Source organism: Streptomyces sp. NPDC044003 (genome assembly GCF_056435185.1).
In genome coordinates this window covers 49771-63935 of the sequence record NZ_JBWKFA010000006.1, presented here as the reverse complement: position 1 = coordinate 63935, position 14165 = coordinate 49771, and the positions used below count along the sequence as shown (strand labels likewise).

Below are 14165 nucleotides of genomic sequence, written 5' to 3'. Positions count from 1 at the left end.
GCCGCCGATCCGGCGCCCGTGGCTCCACTCACGCTCTTACTCCTCGTGCTCCCCGGCCGAAGGCTCCGTGCCCTCGACCGCCTCGGCGTCGACCTCGACCGACTCGACCACGCCCTCGGCGTCGTCTGCCGTTTCGACGTACTCGTCTTCGCTGCCCGCCTCGGCGTTCCGTGCGATGCCGACGACGGCATCGCGCTTGCCCAGGTTGATCAGCTGGACGCCCATGGTGTCACGGCCGGTCTCCCTGACTTCGTTGACTCGCGTACGAATCACACCGCCGGACAGCGTGATGGCGAGGATCTCGTCGGTCTCCTCGACCACCAGCGCGCCCACGAGCGAGCCGCGGTCCTCCACGATCTTGGCGGCCTTGATACCGAGGCCGCCACGGCCCTGGACGCGGTACTCGTCGACGGGGGTGCGCTTCGCGTACCCGCCGTCGGTCGCGGTGAAGACGAAAGTACCGGGCCGGACGACATTCATCGAGAGGAGTTCGTCGTCCTCGCGGAAACTCATCCCCTTGACGCCCGAGGTGGCACGTCCCATCGGACGCAGCGCGTCGTCCGTGGCGGTGAAGCGGATCGACTGCGCCTTCTTGCTGACGAGGAGGAGATCGTCCTCGGCCGAGACCAGCTCGGCGCCGATCAGCTCGTCGTCGCCGCCGTCCGCGGTCTCCCGCAGGTTGATCGCGATGACACCGCCCGAGCGGGGCGAGTCGTAGTCCTTCAGCGCGGTCTTCTTCACCAGGCCGGCCTTGGTGGCGAGTACCAGGTACGGCGCGGCCTCGTAGTCGCGGATCGCCAGGATCTGGGCGATCTGCTCGTCCGGCTGGAAGGCGAGCAGGTTGGCCACGTGCTGGCCGCGCGCGTCCCGGCCGGCGTCCGGCAGCTCGTACGCCTTGGCGCGGTAGACCCGGCCCTTGTTCGTGAAGAACAGCAGCCAGTGGTGGGTGGTGGAGACGAAGAAGTGGTCGACGATGTCGTCCTGCTTCAGCTTCGTGCCGCGCACACCCTTGCCGCCGCGCTTCTGCGAGCGGTAGTCCTCGGTCTTCGTCCGCTTCACATAGCCGCCACGCGTGATGGTGACGACGATGTCCTCCTCGGCGATCAGGTCCTCGATGGACATGTCACCGTCGAAGGGCACGAGCTTGGAGCGGCGGTCGTCGCCGAACTTCTCGACGAGCGCGGCCAGTTCCTCGCTGACGATCGCCCGCTGGCGCTCCGGGGAGGCCAGGATCGCGTTGTACTCGTTGATCTTCGCCTGGAGCTCGTCGTGCTCGGCGACGATCTTCTGGCGCTCCAGGGCGGCGAGCCGGCGGAGCTGCATCTCCAGGATCGCGTTGGCCTGGATCTCGTCGATCGTGAGGAGGTCCATCAGGCCCGTCCGCGCGACCTCGACGGTCTCGCTGCGGCGGATGAGCGCGATGACCTCGTCGATCGCGTCGAGGGCCTTGAGCAGACCGCGCAGGATGTGGGCGCGCTCCTCGGCCTTGCGCAGCCGGAATTTCGTCCGGCGGACGATGACCTCGATCTGGTGCGTCACCCAGTGGCGGATGAACGCGTCGAGCGAGAGGGTGCGCGGCACGCCGTCGACGAGCGCCAGCATGTTCGCGCCGAAGTTCGTCTGCAGGTCGGTGTGCTTGTACAGGTTGTTGAGGACGACCTTGGCGACGGCGTCGCGCTTGAGCACGATGACCAGGCGCTGGCCGGTCCGGGACGAGGTCTCGTCGCGGACGTCGGCGATGCCGCCGATCTTGCCGTCCTTGACCAGGTCGGCGATCTTCTGCGCGAGGTTGTCCGGGTTGGTCTGGTACGGCAGCTCCGTGACCACCAGGCACTGGCGGTTCTGGATCTCCTCGACCTCGACGACCGCGCGCATCGTGATCGAGCCACGGCCGGTGCGGTACGCCTCCTCGATGCCCTTGCGGCCGACGACGAGCGCGCCGGTGGGGAAGTCGGGGCCCTTGATCCGCTCGATCAGCGCGTCGAGGAGCTCCTCGTGGCTGGCCTCGGGGTGCTCCAGCGCCCACTGGGCGCCGGCCGCGACCTCGCGCAGGTTGTGCGGCGGGATGTTGGTGGCCATACCGACGGCGATACCGGCCGAGCCGTTGACCAGCAGGTTCGGGAACCGGGCCGGGAGGACCGTCGGCTCCTGGTTGCGGCCGTCGTAGTTGTCCGTGAAGTCGACGGTCTCCTCGTCGATGTCGCGGAGCATCTCCATCGACAGCGGCGCCATCTTGCACTCGGTGTAGCGCATGGCGGCGGCCGGGTCGTTGCCCGGGGAGCCGAAGTTGCCGTTGGAGTCGACGAGCGGCATGCGCATCGACCAGGGCTGGGCGAGGCGGACGAGCGCGTCGTAGATCGAGGAGTCGCCGTGCGGGTGGTACGTACCCATGACGTCACCGACGACGCGGGCGCACTTGTAGAAGCCCTTCTCGGGCCGGTAGCCGCCGTCGTACATCGCGTACAGCACGCGCCGGTGGACGGGCTTGAGGCCGTCCCGTACGTCGGGCAGCGCGCGGGACACGATGACGGACATCGCGTAGTCGAGGTACGAGCGCTGCATCTCGGTTTCGAGCCCGACGGGCTCGATCCGCAGTACCGGCTCTTCTTCTTCGGTGGTCCTGGTCGGGGTGTTTTCGTCGGCCATTGCTGGTCGTCAGTCCTTTCGTACGGTCAGCTGAGACCGACTCAGATGTCGAGGAAGCGAACGTCCTTGGCGTTGCGCTGGATGAACGAGCGGCGTGCCTCGACGTCCTCGCCCATGAGCACCGAGAACAGGTCGTCGGCCTGCGCGGCGTCGTCCAGGGTGACCTGGCCGAGCACGCGGTGCTCGACGTCCATGGTGGTGACGCGCAGCTCCTCGGCGTTCATCTCGCCGAGACCCTTGAAGCGCTGGATCGAGTCTTCCTTGATCCGCTTGCCGTTCTGCTTGCCGAGCTCGACGAGCGCGTCCCGCTCCCGGTCCGAGTAGGCGTACTCGAAGTCGTCCCGGCCCCACTTGATCTTGTAGAGCGGCGGGCGGGAGAGGTAGACGTGCCCGGCCTCGACCAGCGGCCGCATGAAGCGGAAGAGGAAGGTCAGCAGCAGGGTGTTGATGTGCTGGCCGTCGACGTCGGCGTCCGCCATCAGGATGATCTTGTGATAGCGGAGCTTCTCGATGTCGAAGTCCTCGTGCACACCGGTGCCGAAGGCCGAGATCAGCGCCTGGACCTCGGTGTTCTGCAGGATCTTGTCGATCCGGGCCTTCTCGACGTTCAGGATCTTGCCGCGGATCGGCAGGATGGCCTGGTACATCGGGTTCCGGCCGGACTTGGCCGAGCCGCCGGCGGAGTCACCCTCGACGATGAAGATCTCGCACTTGGACGGGTCGTTCGACTGGCAGTCGGACAGCTTGCCCGGCAGCGACGCCGACTCCAGGAGACCCTTGCGCCGGGTCAGGTCGCGCGCCTTGCGCGCGGCCACGCGCGCGGTGGCGGCCTGGATCGACTTGCGGATGATGTCCGCGGCCTCGATCGGGTTGCGGTCGAGCCAGTCGTTGAGGTGCTCGTAGACCGCCCTCTGGACGAAGGTCTTGACCTCCGTGTTGCCCAGCTTGGTCTTGGTCTGGCCCTCGAACTGCGGCTCGCTCAGCTTGACCGAGATGATCGCCGTCAGACCCTCGCGGATGTCGTCGCCCGTGAGGTTGTCGTCCTTCTCGCGGAGCAGCTTCTTGTCGCGCGCGTACTTGTTGATCAGCGAGGTCAGCGCCGCACGGAAGCCCTCCTCGTGCGTGCCGCCCTCGTGGGTGTGGATGATGTTGGCGAAGGAGTACACGCCCTCGCTGTAGCCGCTGTTCCACTGCATCGCGACCTCGAGGGACAGGCTCTTGTCCTTGTCCTCGGCCTCCAGGTCGATGACCGTGGGGTGGACCAGCTCGCCCTTGCGCGAGTTGAGGTACTTCACGAAGTCGACGATGCCGCCCTCGTAGTGGTACTTCACCGTGCGCGCGGCCTGCTCGGCCGCCGCCTCGGCGTCCGGGTCGTCGGCGCCGACCGTGGCCTTGGCGGACTCGCGCTCGTCGGTGAGCGTGATCGTCAGGCCCTTGTTGAGGAAGGCCATCTCCTGGAAGCGGCGCGAGAGCGTCTCGAAGGAGTACTCGGTCGTCTCGAAGATGTCCGGGTCGGCCCAGAACGTGACCGAGGTGCCGGTCTCGTCGGTCGCCTCGTGCTGCGCCAGGGGCGCGGTCGGGGCGCCCATCTTGTAGTCCTGCGTCCAGCGGTGGCCGTCCGTCCTGATCTCGACGGAGACCTTGGTGGACAGGGCGTTGACGACCGACACACCGACACCGTGCAGACCGCCGGAGACGGCGTAGCCGCCGCCGCCGAACTTTCCGCCCGCGTGGAGCACGGTCAGCACGACCTCGACGGCCGGCTTGCCCTCGGAGGCCACGATGCCCACGGGGATGCCACGGCCGTTGTCGACGACGCGCACGGCGCCGTCGGCCAGGATCGTCACGTCGATGGTGTCGGCGTGGCCGGCCAGGGCTTCGTCGACCGAGTTGTCGACGACCTCCTGCACCATGTGGTGCAGACCGCGCTCGCCGGTCGAGCCGATGTACATGCCAGGGCGCTTGCGCACGGCATCCAGGCCTTCGAGGACCTGGATGTTGCTGGCGGTGTACTGGTTGTTCTCGTTGGGGTCGCCGGAATCGGCCACGAAGCGCCCTTTCTGGCACAGCACAGGCCGTTCTCCGGGCATACCGGAGCGGCTGCGTCGTTCGACATGTTCCGCAGGGTGGCGGGATTGTCTCCCAGTCTACCGGTAGCGCCGACAGTCATGGGGGTTTGCCGGTACCTGAATGCGCATGTGCCGCCCTGAGCGGGAGCGAGACGACTCCCCATATCCGGATAGGGGCTCCAGAGGCCTTAGACGGCCACCTAGCGCTTCGGGCGGTGACGGCCAGTGGGCACCGGCTGTGGGCATCGGATCCGCCCCCGTTGTGGGCAATCGTTCCGCAGGGCGTGGGGGTCCCCCCGGACGGAGTCGGGGGAGGGTGGGCACAACGCCCACCCGCACGGCGCCCTACTGCTGGGACCCGCACCCCGAGGGCCTTGCGGTAGACCCGCACCACGAGGCCCCGCACCCCAGACGCCCGGCGCTCTAGCCGTACGTGTCCCCGGGCCCGACACTGCCGGGCGCCCGAAGCGGCCCGTACCCCCGCCGGGGGCCACCGGGCCCCAGCACCTTGATGAGCCGCACCGTCCCGTGCCCGAGGTCCTCGTTGAGCCGCGCCACCAGCGTCGGCGCAAGCAGCCGCAGCTGCGTCGCCCACGCCGTCGAGTCGCACTGCACCGTCAGCACCCGCGCGTCCGGCTCGTCGTCGAACTTCACCGGGACGCAGTGCTTCGCCAGGTCCTCGCCGACGATCTGCGGCCAGCGGCCCATGACCCCGCCGACCGCCGCCGGGGTCTCCCAGCCGCGCTCGGTGATCAGCCGGTTGATCGCGGCGCCGAGCGCCATCGGGTCGCGCCCGTCGGCGCGCGCGCCGGAGCGCAGCCCGCCCCCGCGCCGGGCCTGCTTCTTCTGCGCCGCGGCCGCGCCCTTCGCGCGGGCCTGCTCCTTGGCCGCGCGCAGCGCGACCCGGGCGAGATCCACACCCGACGGCTCGGGCGCGGCCGGCCTGTCCACAGGCTGTGGGGAGTTCTCCTCGCTCATACGCGTTCCACCGCCCCGCCGGACACGGCGTACCGCGTTCCCTTGAGCACGCCGGGCACGTCGTCGTCCACCGCCGCCGTGACGAGCACCTGCTCACCGGGCGCCACCAGCTCCGCGAGCCGCTCGCGCCGCCGGGCGTCCAGCTCGGCGAAGACGTCGTCGAGGACGAGGACCGGCTCGTTGCCCTCGGCGCGCAGCAGGTCGTACGAGGCCAGCCGCAGCGCCAGCGCGTACGACCAGGACTCGCCGTGGCTCGCGTACCCCTTCGCGGGGAGGTCGCCGAGCTTCAGGAACAGCTCGTCCCGGTGGGGTCCGACGAGCGTGACGCCCCGCTCGATCTCCTGCTTGCGGACCTCGGCGAGGGCGGCGAGCAGCTGCTCGTACAGCTCCTCACGGGTGTGCCCGGTGCCCGGCGCGGAGGGGCGGTACTCGAGGAGGATCGGTCCGCCGCCGGGGGCGAGCTGCTCGTACGCCTTGTCGGCGAGCGGCTGCAGTACACCGATGAGGTCGAGCCGCTGGGCGAGCAGCTCGGCGCCCGCCCTGGCCAGGTGCTGGTCCCAGACGTCCAGGGTCGACAGGTCCATGCCGCGGCCGCCGTGGCGCCGGGCCATCGCCGCCGACTTCAGGAGGGTGTTGCGCTGCTTGAGCACGCGCTCGTAGTCGGAGCGCACGCCCGCCATGCGCGGCGTGCGCGCGGTGATCAGCTCGTCGAGGAAGCGCCGGCGCTCGCCGGGGTCGCCCTTGATCAGGGCCAGATCCTCGGGGGCGAACAGCACGGTCCGTACGATCCCGAGCACGTCACGCGGTCTGACCTGCGAGGACCTGTTGATACGGGCGCGGTTGGCCCGGCCCGGGTTGAGTTCAAGCTCGATCAGCTGGGAGCGCTCGCCCTGGGTGACGGCGGCGCGGATGACGGCGCGCTCCGCCCCCATGCGGACGAGCGGGGCGTCGGAGGCGACGCGGTGGCTCCCGAGGGTCGCGAGATAGCCGACGGCCTCCACCAGGTTGGTCTTGCCCTGGCCGTTCGCGCCCACGAAAGCGGTGACGCCCGGGTCGAGCGGGACCTCGACCCGGGCGTAGGAGCGGAAGTCGGCCAGCGAGAGATGCGTGACGTGCATGGTGGGCGCCGACCTTCTTCCCCCGGCGGCTGTGCACCGCGGGGTGCACAGCCTGTGGATTACTTCTTCGTCTCGACCGCGTGGCCGCCGAACTGGTTGCGCAGCGCGGCGATCATCTTCATCTGCGGGGAGTCGTCCTGACGGGAGGCGAACCGCGCGAACAGCGAAGCGGTGATCGCCGGGAGCGGGACGGCGTTGTCGATGGCGGCCTCGACCGTCCACCGGCCCTCGCCGGAGTCCGACGCGTAGCCCCGCAGCTTGTCCAGGTGCTCGTCCTCGTCCAGCGCGTTCACCGCGAGGTCGAGCAGCCAGGAACGGATGACCGTGCCCTCCTGCCAGGAGCGGAAGACCTCGCGCACGTCGGTGACGGAGTCGACCTTCTCCAGGAGCTCCCAGCCCTCGGCGTAGGCCTGCATCATCGCGTACTCGATGCCGTTGTGGACCATCTTCGCGAAGTGGCCGGCGCCGACCTTGCCCGCGTGGACCGAGCCGAACTCGCCCTCGGGCTTGAGCGCGTCGAAGATCGGCTGGACCTTCGCCACGTCCTCGGCGGAGCCGCCGTACATCAGCGCGTAGCCGTTCTCCAGGCCCCACACACCGCCGGAGACGCCACAGTCGACGAAGCCGATGCCCTTGGCGGCGAGCTCCTCGGCGTGCTTCTCGTCGTCCGTCCAGCGCGAGTTCCCGCCGTCCACGACGATGTCGCCGGGGGAGAGCAGGTCGGCCAGCTCGTCGATGGTGGACTGGGTCGCGGCACCGGCCGGAACCATGACCCACACGACGCGCGGACCCTTGAGCTTGTTCACAAGCTCTTCCAGGCTGTGGACATCGGCGAGGTCCGGGTTGCGGTCGTATCCGATGACGGTGTGGCCTGCGCGGCGGATGCGCTCGCGCATGTTGCCGCCCATCTTGCCGAGACCGACGAGACCGAGCTCCATCAGAGATTCCTTAAGCGTCGTGTGCGGTTTACCCGGGTCCGAGCCTACGCCCGGACCCGGGTGCACACCTGTGGGGTCAGCCGCTCAGGCGATGCCCCCGTTCTGGGCCGATCAGCCGCTCAGCCGCACCGGCATGATCAGGTACTTGTAGGCCTCGTCCGCCTCCGCGTCGAGCGCGGGCTTGCCGCTCAGCAGCGCCGGCTTCGTGGAGGTCGTGAAGGAGAGCTGGGCGACGGGGGAGCCGATCGCGCTCAGGCCCTCCAGCAGGAAGGTCGGGTTGAAGGCGATCGAGATGTCGTCGCCGTCCAGCTGCGCGTCCACACGCTCCACAGCCTGTGCATCGTCGCTGGAGCCGGCCTCCAGGATGAGCACGCCCTGCTCGAAGCTCAGCCGGACCGGGGTGTTGCGCTCGGCCACCAGGGCCACACGCTTGACGGCCTCCACGAAGGGGGCGGTCTCGATCACCGCGATCGAGTTGAACTCGGTGGGGAAGAGCGTCCGGTACTTCGGGAGGTCGCCCTCCAGGAGGCGGGTGGTGGTGCGGCGGCCCGCGCCCTCGAAGCCGATGAGGCCCTCGCCCTTGCCGGAGCCGGAGAGCGCCAGGGTCACCGTGTCGCCGCTGGTGAGCGCCTTGGCGGTGTCCAGGAGGGTCTTCGCGGGCACCAGGGCGACCGCGGAGGCGTCCGGGGACTCCGGCTTCCACAGGAACTCGCGGACCGCGAAGCGGTACCGGTCGGTGGAGGCCAGGGTGACCGTGTCGCCCTCGATCTCGATGCGCACACCGGTGAGGACGGGCAGCGTGTCGTCACGGCCGGCGGCGATGGCCACCTGCGCGGCGGCGGAGGCGAAGACCTCACCGGGGACCGTGCCGGTCGCGGTGGGCATCTCCGGCAGTGCCGGGTACTCCTCCACAGGCAGGGTGTGGAGGGTGAAGCGGGAGGAGCCGCAGACCACGGTCGCCCGTACACCGTCTGTGGAGATCTCCACGGGACGGTTGGGGAGGGCGCGGCAGATGTCGGCGAGCAGCCGGCCGGAGACGAGGACGGTGCCGTCCTCCTCCACCTCGGCCTCGACCGAGACCCGGGCGGAGACCTCGTAGTCGAAGCTCGAGAAGCTCAGGACGCCGTCCTCGGCCTTCAGCAGAAGGCCCGCGAGTACGGGCGCCGGCGGACGGGCCGGGAGGCTGCGGGCCACCCAGGCCACCGCCTCCGCGAGTACATCGCGCTCCACCCGGATCTTCACCGGAACCGCCTCCTGCTGTTGCTGGCTCTTCGTCGACTGCGGGAACCAGTCTGACGTACGCCACCGACACTCGGTGCTGCTCGGGGTCAAGTCGCGACAAGAGCGCGTCGGAGCTCCGGCGCCGAGTTGTGCACAGGTCCCACTTCGAAGCGAATTCCGGGCTAACTCTATGTGGGAGTAGTAGTAGGGCCTGTGGAAACCGTGGATAACGCCATTTGCGCAGGTCAGGCCCGATTTTTTGTCCACCGAGGCTGTGGGTGGAGCCCGTGGACAACCGGGGGTATCTGTGGACACCCGAAAGTTCTGCACAGCCGGTACACAGGCCATGGGGAGTTCTCCCCAGCGCTGTCCCCAGCTTTCCCCAGGTTCCCCACAGCCCAAACGTCTCCCTTGGTGTGACCGCTTTCACTCGGCCCAGTGAGCGGGGCCGTTTCGTTGCCGAACAGTGGACAGCGGTGTGGAGAAGCTGTGGGCAACCGACCGCCCCCTGTGGGCAGCCAGTGGACAACCTTCAGGGCTCCCTGTGGACGAAAGATTCATCCACAGCCTGTGGAGATCGTTTGCCAACAATTCCACAAGGGTCTGACCTGCGGTGATGATCTGTCACCAGGCCGGCCTGTGGACACAATCCGGATAACTCAACAGTCCCCACCCTGTGGACGGGAGATCATCCCCCAATCTGTGGAGAACCTGCCACCGGAACGGAGTAATCGAACAGGGCAGGGGAAGTTGGGGACGGGCGGAGCACCGCGGGAACGACGAAGGGCGCCCCGGGAGGTGTCCCGGAGCGCCCTTGCGGAGCTTCTGGAGAGGCCGTGGAGGCCCGCGTCAGCCGTTCTTGATGCGGTTGGTGAGCTCGGTGACCTGGTTGTAGATGGAGCGCCGCTCCGCCATCAGGGCACGGATCTTCCGGTCCGCGTGCATCACCGTCGTGTGGTCGCGGCCGCCGAACTGCGCGCCGATCTTCGGCAGCGACAGGTCCGTGAGCTCACGGCACAGGTACATGGCGATCTGCCGGGCCGTCACCAGGACGCGGCTGCGCGAGGATCCACAGAGGTCCTCCACCGTCAGACCGAAGTAGTCGGCGGTGGCCGCCATGATCGCGGGAGCGGTGATCTCCGGCGAGCTGTCCTCGCCCCCGGGGATCAGGTCCTTGAGGACGATCTCGGTCAGCCCGAGGTCCACCGGCTGCCGGTTGAGGCTCGCGAAGGCCGTCACCCGGATCAGCGCGCCCTCCAGCTCACGGATGTTCCGCGAGATCCGGGAGGCGATGAACTCCAGCACCTCCGGCGGGGCGTTGAGCTGCTCCTGCACCGCCTTCTTGCGGAGGATCGCGATGCGCGTCTCCAGCTCCGGCGGCTGCACATCGGTGGTGAGACCCCACTCGAAGCGGTTGCGGAGCCGGTCCTCCAGGGTGACCAGCTGCTTGGGCGGCCGGTCCGAGGAGAGCACGATCTGCTTGTTCGCGTTGTGCAGGGTGTTGAAGGTGTGGAAGAACTCCTCCTGCGTCGACTCCTTGCTCGCCAGGAACTGGATGTCGTCGACGAGCAGGATGTCCACATCGCGGTAGCGCTTGCGGAAGGCGTCGCCCTTGCCGTCGCGGATCGAGTTGATGAACTCGTTGGTGAACTCCTCGGAGCTCACGTACCGCACGCGCGTGCCCGGGTAGAGGCTCCGCGCGTAGTGCCCGATCGCGTGCAGCAGGTGGGTCTTGCCCAGACCCGACTCCCCGTAGATGAAGAGCGGGTTGTACGCCTTCGCCGGCGCCTCGGCCACCGCGACGGCGGCCGCGTGCGCGAACCGGTTCGAGGAACCGATGACGAAGGTGTCGAAGAGGTACTTGGGGTTCAGCCGCGCGTGCTGCTCCCCCGGAGCGCCGGCGCCCTGCCCGGAGGACGAGGAGCCGGGACCGCCGCCCGGCACACCGCCGGGGCCGGGCACCGGACCGCCGGGGCGGGGGCCGGGACGAGGACCGTGGTTCTGCGGGTCGGGCAGCTCGGCGCGCTCGGGCCGCTGCGTCTCGTAGCCGCGGGCCGGCTCGTCGTAACGGGTCGCCCGGGACTGCTCCGGACCGGTGTACGGGGCGCGCTCCTGGTAGCCGCCGAGCCGCGGCTGCTGCCAGGAGAGGTCCTCCTGGGTGCGCGGCCAGGCACCGGGGTCGGGCCGCTGCTGCTGCGGGTAGTCCGGATAGGCGGGGCGCACGGTGGGCAGCCCGTCGTCGGGCATCGGCCGGTGGCCGTACCCCTCGTACTTCTCGTACGGCTCGGGCTGCGGACGCTCGTCGTAGCGGGGCTGCTGCACCGGGGGCGCCGGCGGCGTCGGCTCGCCGACGGAGTCGTCGACGGTGATCGCGATCCGGATCGGCCGGCCGCACTCACGGCTGAGGGTCTCGCTGATCAGCGGGGCGAGCCGGCCCTCGAGGACCCGCTTGCCCCACTCGTTGGGTACGGCGAGCAGCGCCGTGTCCGCGACCAGGGCGAGCGGCTGGCAGCGCTCGATCCACTGCTTGTCCTTGGGCTCGATTCCCTGCTGGCCCTCCGCGAGGAGCTGCTCGAGGACGCGTGGCCACACTGCGGCAAGATCGGCAGGTACGTCAGCCACGGGGCACGCTTTCTCGCAGGTCCCACGATGGTGTGGTTCTCGGGGACAGTGGGGCGAAGTCCGTGAGGACGGGTCCGCCCGGGACAGGTGAGGACAGAACGGAAAAAGATTGTGGAGACCGTCCACGGTAGTCGGGCCGGATGACGTGGTTCAAGTTGTTGTCCACAGCCTGTGCACAATGGGGGGTGGCGACAGGTCGGTTTGACCGGATGGCGTAGCCGCGCGTACCGTAACCAGGTCGAGTTGTCGATGGCTGCTGCCGCCTGCCTCCGATGGGCAAAGATCACGGTCAGTGATCGTGTAGCGGTGCACTCGGGCGTATTGCGAGCTACTCGTGGGCGCACGGTGACAGCCAGGCGATGTCCCGCCATCTACGAATCATTTCTGGAGCCCCCGAGTGAGCAAGCGCACCTTCCAGCCGAACAACCGTCGTCGCGCCAAGACCCACGGCTTCCGCCTGCGGATGCGTACGCGTGCCGGTCGAGCCATCCTTGCGAACCGCCGTTCCAAGGGTCGCGCTGAGCTGTCCGCCTGATTCTCTTAATCAGGTCATGACGTGCTGCCTACCGAGAATCGGCTGAGGCGGCGCGAGGACTTCGCAACCGCGGTACGCCGAGGTCGCCGGGCCGGTCGCCCGCTCCTCGTCGTCCACCTACGCAGCGGTGCAACGAACCCGCACGCGCCTGGGGAGAGCGCTCCCCCGACGCGTGCGGGTTTCGTCGTGAGCAAGGCCGTGGGCGGTGCGGTCGTACGCAACCAGGTGAAGCGACGTCTGCGCCATCTCGTCCGCGACCGTCTCTCCGAGCTGCCCCCCGGTAGCCTGGTGGTCGTACGGGCGTTGCCCGGAGCCGGCGACGCCGATCACGCACAGCTGGCCCGAGACCTGGACGCCGCTCTCCAGCGGCTGCTGGGAGGGGGCGCGCGATGAAGTACCCGCTGCTGGCTCTCATCAAGCTGTACCAGTGGACGATCAGCCCTCTCCTGGGCCCCGTCTGCCGGTACTACCCGTCGTGTTCCCACTACGGATTCACGGCCATCGACCGGCATGGCGCGATCAAGGGCACGGCCCTGACCGCCTGGCGGATCCTGCGGTGCAACCCGTGGTCGCCCGGCGGTGTGGATCATGTCCCCCCGCGCAAGCGCCCCCGCTGGCACGAGATGCTGCGGAACGCGCTGCGCGGCGACAAGGGCGGACCCACCGCCGAGACGAGCCCGGCCGCCGAGACCTCGCCCAATGCTCAAGGAGCCTGATTAGTGGACACGATTGCCAGTCTGTTCAGCTTCATCACCTGGCCCGTTTCCTGGGTCATCGTCCAGTTCCACAAGATGTACGGGGCGATCTTCGGCCCCGACACGGGCTGGGCCTGGGGTCTCTCCATCGTGTCCCTGGTGGTGCTGATCCGTATCTGCCTGATCCCGCTCTTCGTGAAGCAGATCAAGTCGACGCGGAACATGCAGGCGCTCCAGCCGAAGATGAAGGCGATCCAGGAGCGCTACAAGAGCGACAAGCAGCGTCAGTCCGAAGAGATGATGAAGCTGTACAAGGAGACGGGCACCAACCCGCTCTCCTCGTGCCTTCCCATCCTGGCGCAGTCGCCGTTCTTCTTCGCCCTGTACCACGTGCTCTCGTCCATCGCCAACGGCGAGACCATCGGCGTCATCAACCAGTCGCTGCTCGAGAGCGCCCGGCAGGCCCATATCTTCGGCGCCCCGCTGGCCGCCAAGTTCATGGACAGTGCTGCGGAGGCCGAGGCCCTCGGTGCCTCGATCACCAACGTCCGCATCGTCACCGCGGTCATGATCATCATGATGTCGGCCTCGCAGTTCTTCACCCAGCGCCAGCTGATGATGAAGAACGTCGACCTCTCGGTGAAGACCCCGTACATGCAGCAGCAGAAGATGCTCATGTACATCTTCCCGCTGATCTTCGCGGGCATGGGCATCAACTTCCCCGTCGGTGTCCTCGTCTACTGGCTGACCACCAACGTGTGGACCATGGGTCAGCAGATGTACGTGATCAACCAGAACCCGACCCCGGGAAGCAAGGCTCAGGACTCCTACCTCCAGCGCCTGCTGAAGAGCATCACGCAGCACGGTGAGGTCCGCGGCCGCCGCCGCAAGAACATCGTCAAGGTGATCGTGGCCAAGGGCAGCGACCGCAACGAGAACGAGCGCCGCTTCTTCACGGGCCTCTCCAAGGCCGGCTTCGCCGCCCAGGCCGACGGCACCGTGATCAAGGGCGACACCCTCGTGGCCGAGGCCGAGGGCGGTGCCGCCGCCAAGCGCCAGCAGCCCAAGCGTCAGACCAAGGCCCAGCGTCAGGCATCCGGAGCCCAGTCCGTGGCGAAGGACACCGAGGAAGCCTCCGAGCCGGCCGCCGAAGAGGCGACCACTTCGCTCGAGAAGAAGCCCCAGGGTCCTGCCAAGAGCGAGGCCAAGGACGAGGCGCAGGCCGACAAGCCCCAGCGTCCGAGCCGCGCCAACTCCGGAGGCTCCCGTCAGGGCAAGTCCGGTCAGGGGCAGCGCAAGGGCCAGCAGCGGCCCAAGCACCCGTCCTCCAAGAAGTAAGCCCT

11 protein-coding genes are annotated in these 14165 nt (G+C 68.5%); 4 read left to right on the top strand and 7 right to left on the bottom strand.

Annotated features, from left to right (window positions below; genetic code table 11):
* Positions 1–36: 36 nt before the first annotated feature.
* The 7 genes from gyrA to dnaA all read right to left on the bottom strand — a co-directional run bounded on the left by gyrA (position 37) and on the right by dnaA (position 11592).
* Entirely contained in the window at positions 37–2646 is a 2610-nt protein-coding gene (gene gyrA / locus AC07AW_RS23660; protein WP_478817442.1) for a DNA gyrase subunit A, read from the bottom strand.
* 41 nt (positions 2647–2687) lie between these two features.
* Positions 2688–4718: a DNA topoisomerase (ATP-hydrolyzing) subunit B gene (gene gyrB, locus AC07AW_RS23655; RefSeq protein ID WP_478817441.1), complete on the bottom strand. Its 2031-nt coding sequence runs from the start codon at positions 4716–4718 to the stop codon at positions 2688–2690.
* 420 nt (positions 4719–5138) lie between these two features.
* The gene (locus tag AC07AW_RS23650; RefSeq protein WP_478817440.1) at positions 5139–5693 is read right to left on the bottom strand and encodes a DciA family protein; all 555 of its coding nucleotides are present in this window, start codon (positions 5691–5693) and stop codon (positions 5139–5141) included.
* Entirely contained in the window at positions 5690–6811 is a 1122-nt protein-coding gene (recF, locus tag AC07AW_RS23645) for a DNA replication/repair protein RecF (protein WP_478817439.1), read from the bottom strand. The genes AC07AW_RS23650 and recF overlap by 4 nt, the downstream gene beginning before the upstream one ends.
* A 59-nt stretch (positions 6812–6870) precedes the next feature.
* Positions 6871–7749 carry a phosphogluconate dehydrogenase (NAD(+)-dependent, decarboxylating) gene (gnd, locus tag AC07AW_RS23640; RefSeq protein WP_478817438.1) on the bottom strand — a complete coding sequence of 293 codons (879 nt, stop codon included), beginning with the start codon at positions 7747–7749 and terminating at the stop codon, positions 6871–6873.
* Positions 7750–7860: 111 nt separating this feature from the next.
* Positions 7861–8991 carry a DNA polymerase III subunit beta gene (dnaN, locus tag AC07AW_RS23635; protein ID WP_478817437.1) on the bottom strand — a complete coding sequence of 377 codons (1131 nt, stop codon included), beginning with the start codon at positions 8989–8991 and terminating at the stop codon, positions 7861–7863.
* Positions 8992–9819: 828 nt separating this feature from the next.
* Positions 9820–11592, bottom strand: a complete 1773-nt coding sequence (dnaA, locus tag AC07AW_RS23630; RefSeq protein ID WP_478817436.1) for a chromosomal replication initiator protein DnaA — start codon at positions 11590–11592, stop codon at positions 9820–9822.
* Positions 11593–11989: 397 nt separating this feature from the next.
* Here dnaA and rpmH point away from each other — a divergent pair, with 397 nt between their 5' ends.
* Genes rpmH through yidC form a run of 4 tightly spaced genes read left to right on the top strand, consistent with a single transcriptional unit; the run spans position 11990 to position 14160 of the window.
* Complete coding sequence (rpmH, locus tag AC07AW_RS23625) at positions 11990–12127, top strand: 50S ribosomal protein L34 (protein ID WP_469754110.1); 138 nt, start codon at positions 11990–11992, stop codon at positions 12125–12127.
* 21 nt (positions 12128–12148) lie between these two features.
* Positions 12149–12520 (top strand): ribonuclease P protein component, encoded by a 372-nt coding sequence (rnpA, locus tag AC07AW_RS23620; RefSeq protein WP_478817435.1) that lies wholly within the window; start codon positions 12149–12151, stop codon positions 12518–12520.
* Entirely contained in the window at positions 12517–12843 is a 327-nt protein-coding gene (gene yidD / locus AC07AW_RS23615) for a membrane protein insertion efficiency factor YidD (RefSeq protein ID WP_369145306.1), read from the top strand. Before rnpA ends, yidD begins: the two co-directional genes overlap by 4 nt.
* Before the next feature lie 3 nt (positions 12844–12846).
* The gene (gene yidC / locus AC07AW_RS23610) at positions 12847–14160 is read left to right on the top strand and encodes a membrane protein insertase YidC (protein ID WP_478817434.1); all 1314 of its coding nucleotides are present in this window, start codon (positions 12847–12849) and stop codon (positions 14158–14160) included.
* The last annotated feature ends 5 nt before the right edge of the window (positions 14161–14165 follow it).

Bases quoted from the DNA above. Each gene is read 5' to 3' on its own strand.
- gyrA (WP_478817442.1), bottom strand. From the start codon at position 2,646: ATGGCCGACGAAAACACCCCGACCAGGACCACCGAAGAAGAAGAGCCG.
- AC07AW_RS23650 (WP_478817440.1), bottom strand. From the start codon at position 5,693: ATGAGCGAGGAGAACTCCCCACAGCCTGTGGACAGGCCGGCCGCGCCC.
- recF (WP_478817439.1), bottom strand. From the start codon at position 6,811: ATGCACGTCACGCATCTCTCGCTGGCCGACTTCCGCTCCTACGCCCGG.
- gnd (WP_478817438.1), bottom strand. From the start codon at position 7,749: ATGGAGCTCGGTCTCGTCGGTCTCGGCAAGATGGGCGGCAACATGCGC.
- yidD (WP_369145306.1), top strand. From the start codon at position 12,517: ATGAAGTACCCGCTGCTGGCTCTCATCAAGCTGTACCAGTGGACGATC.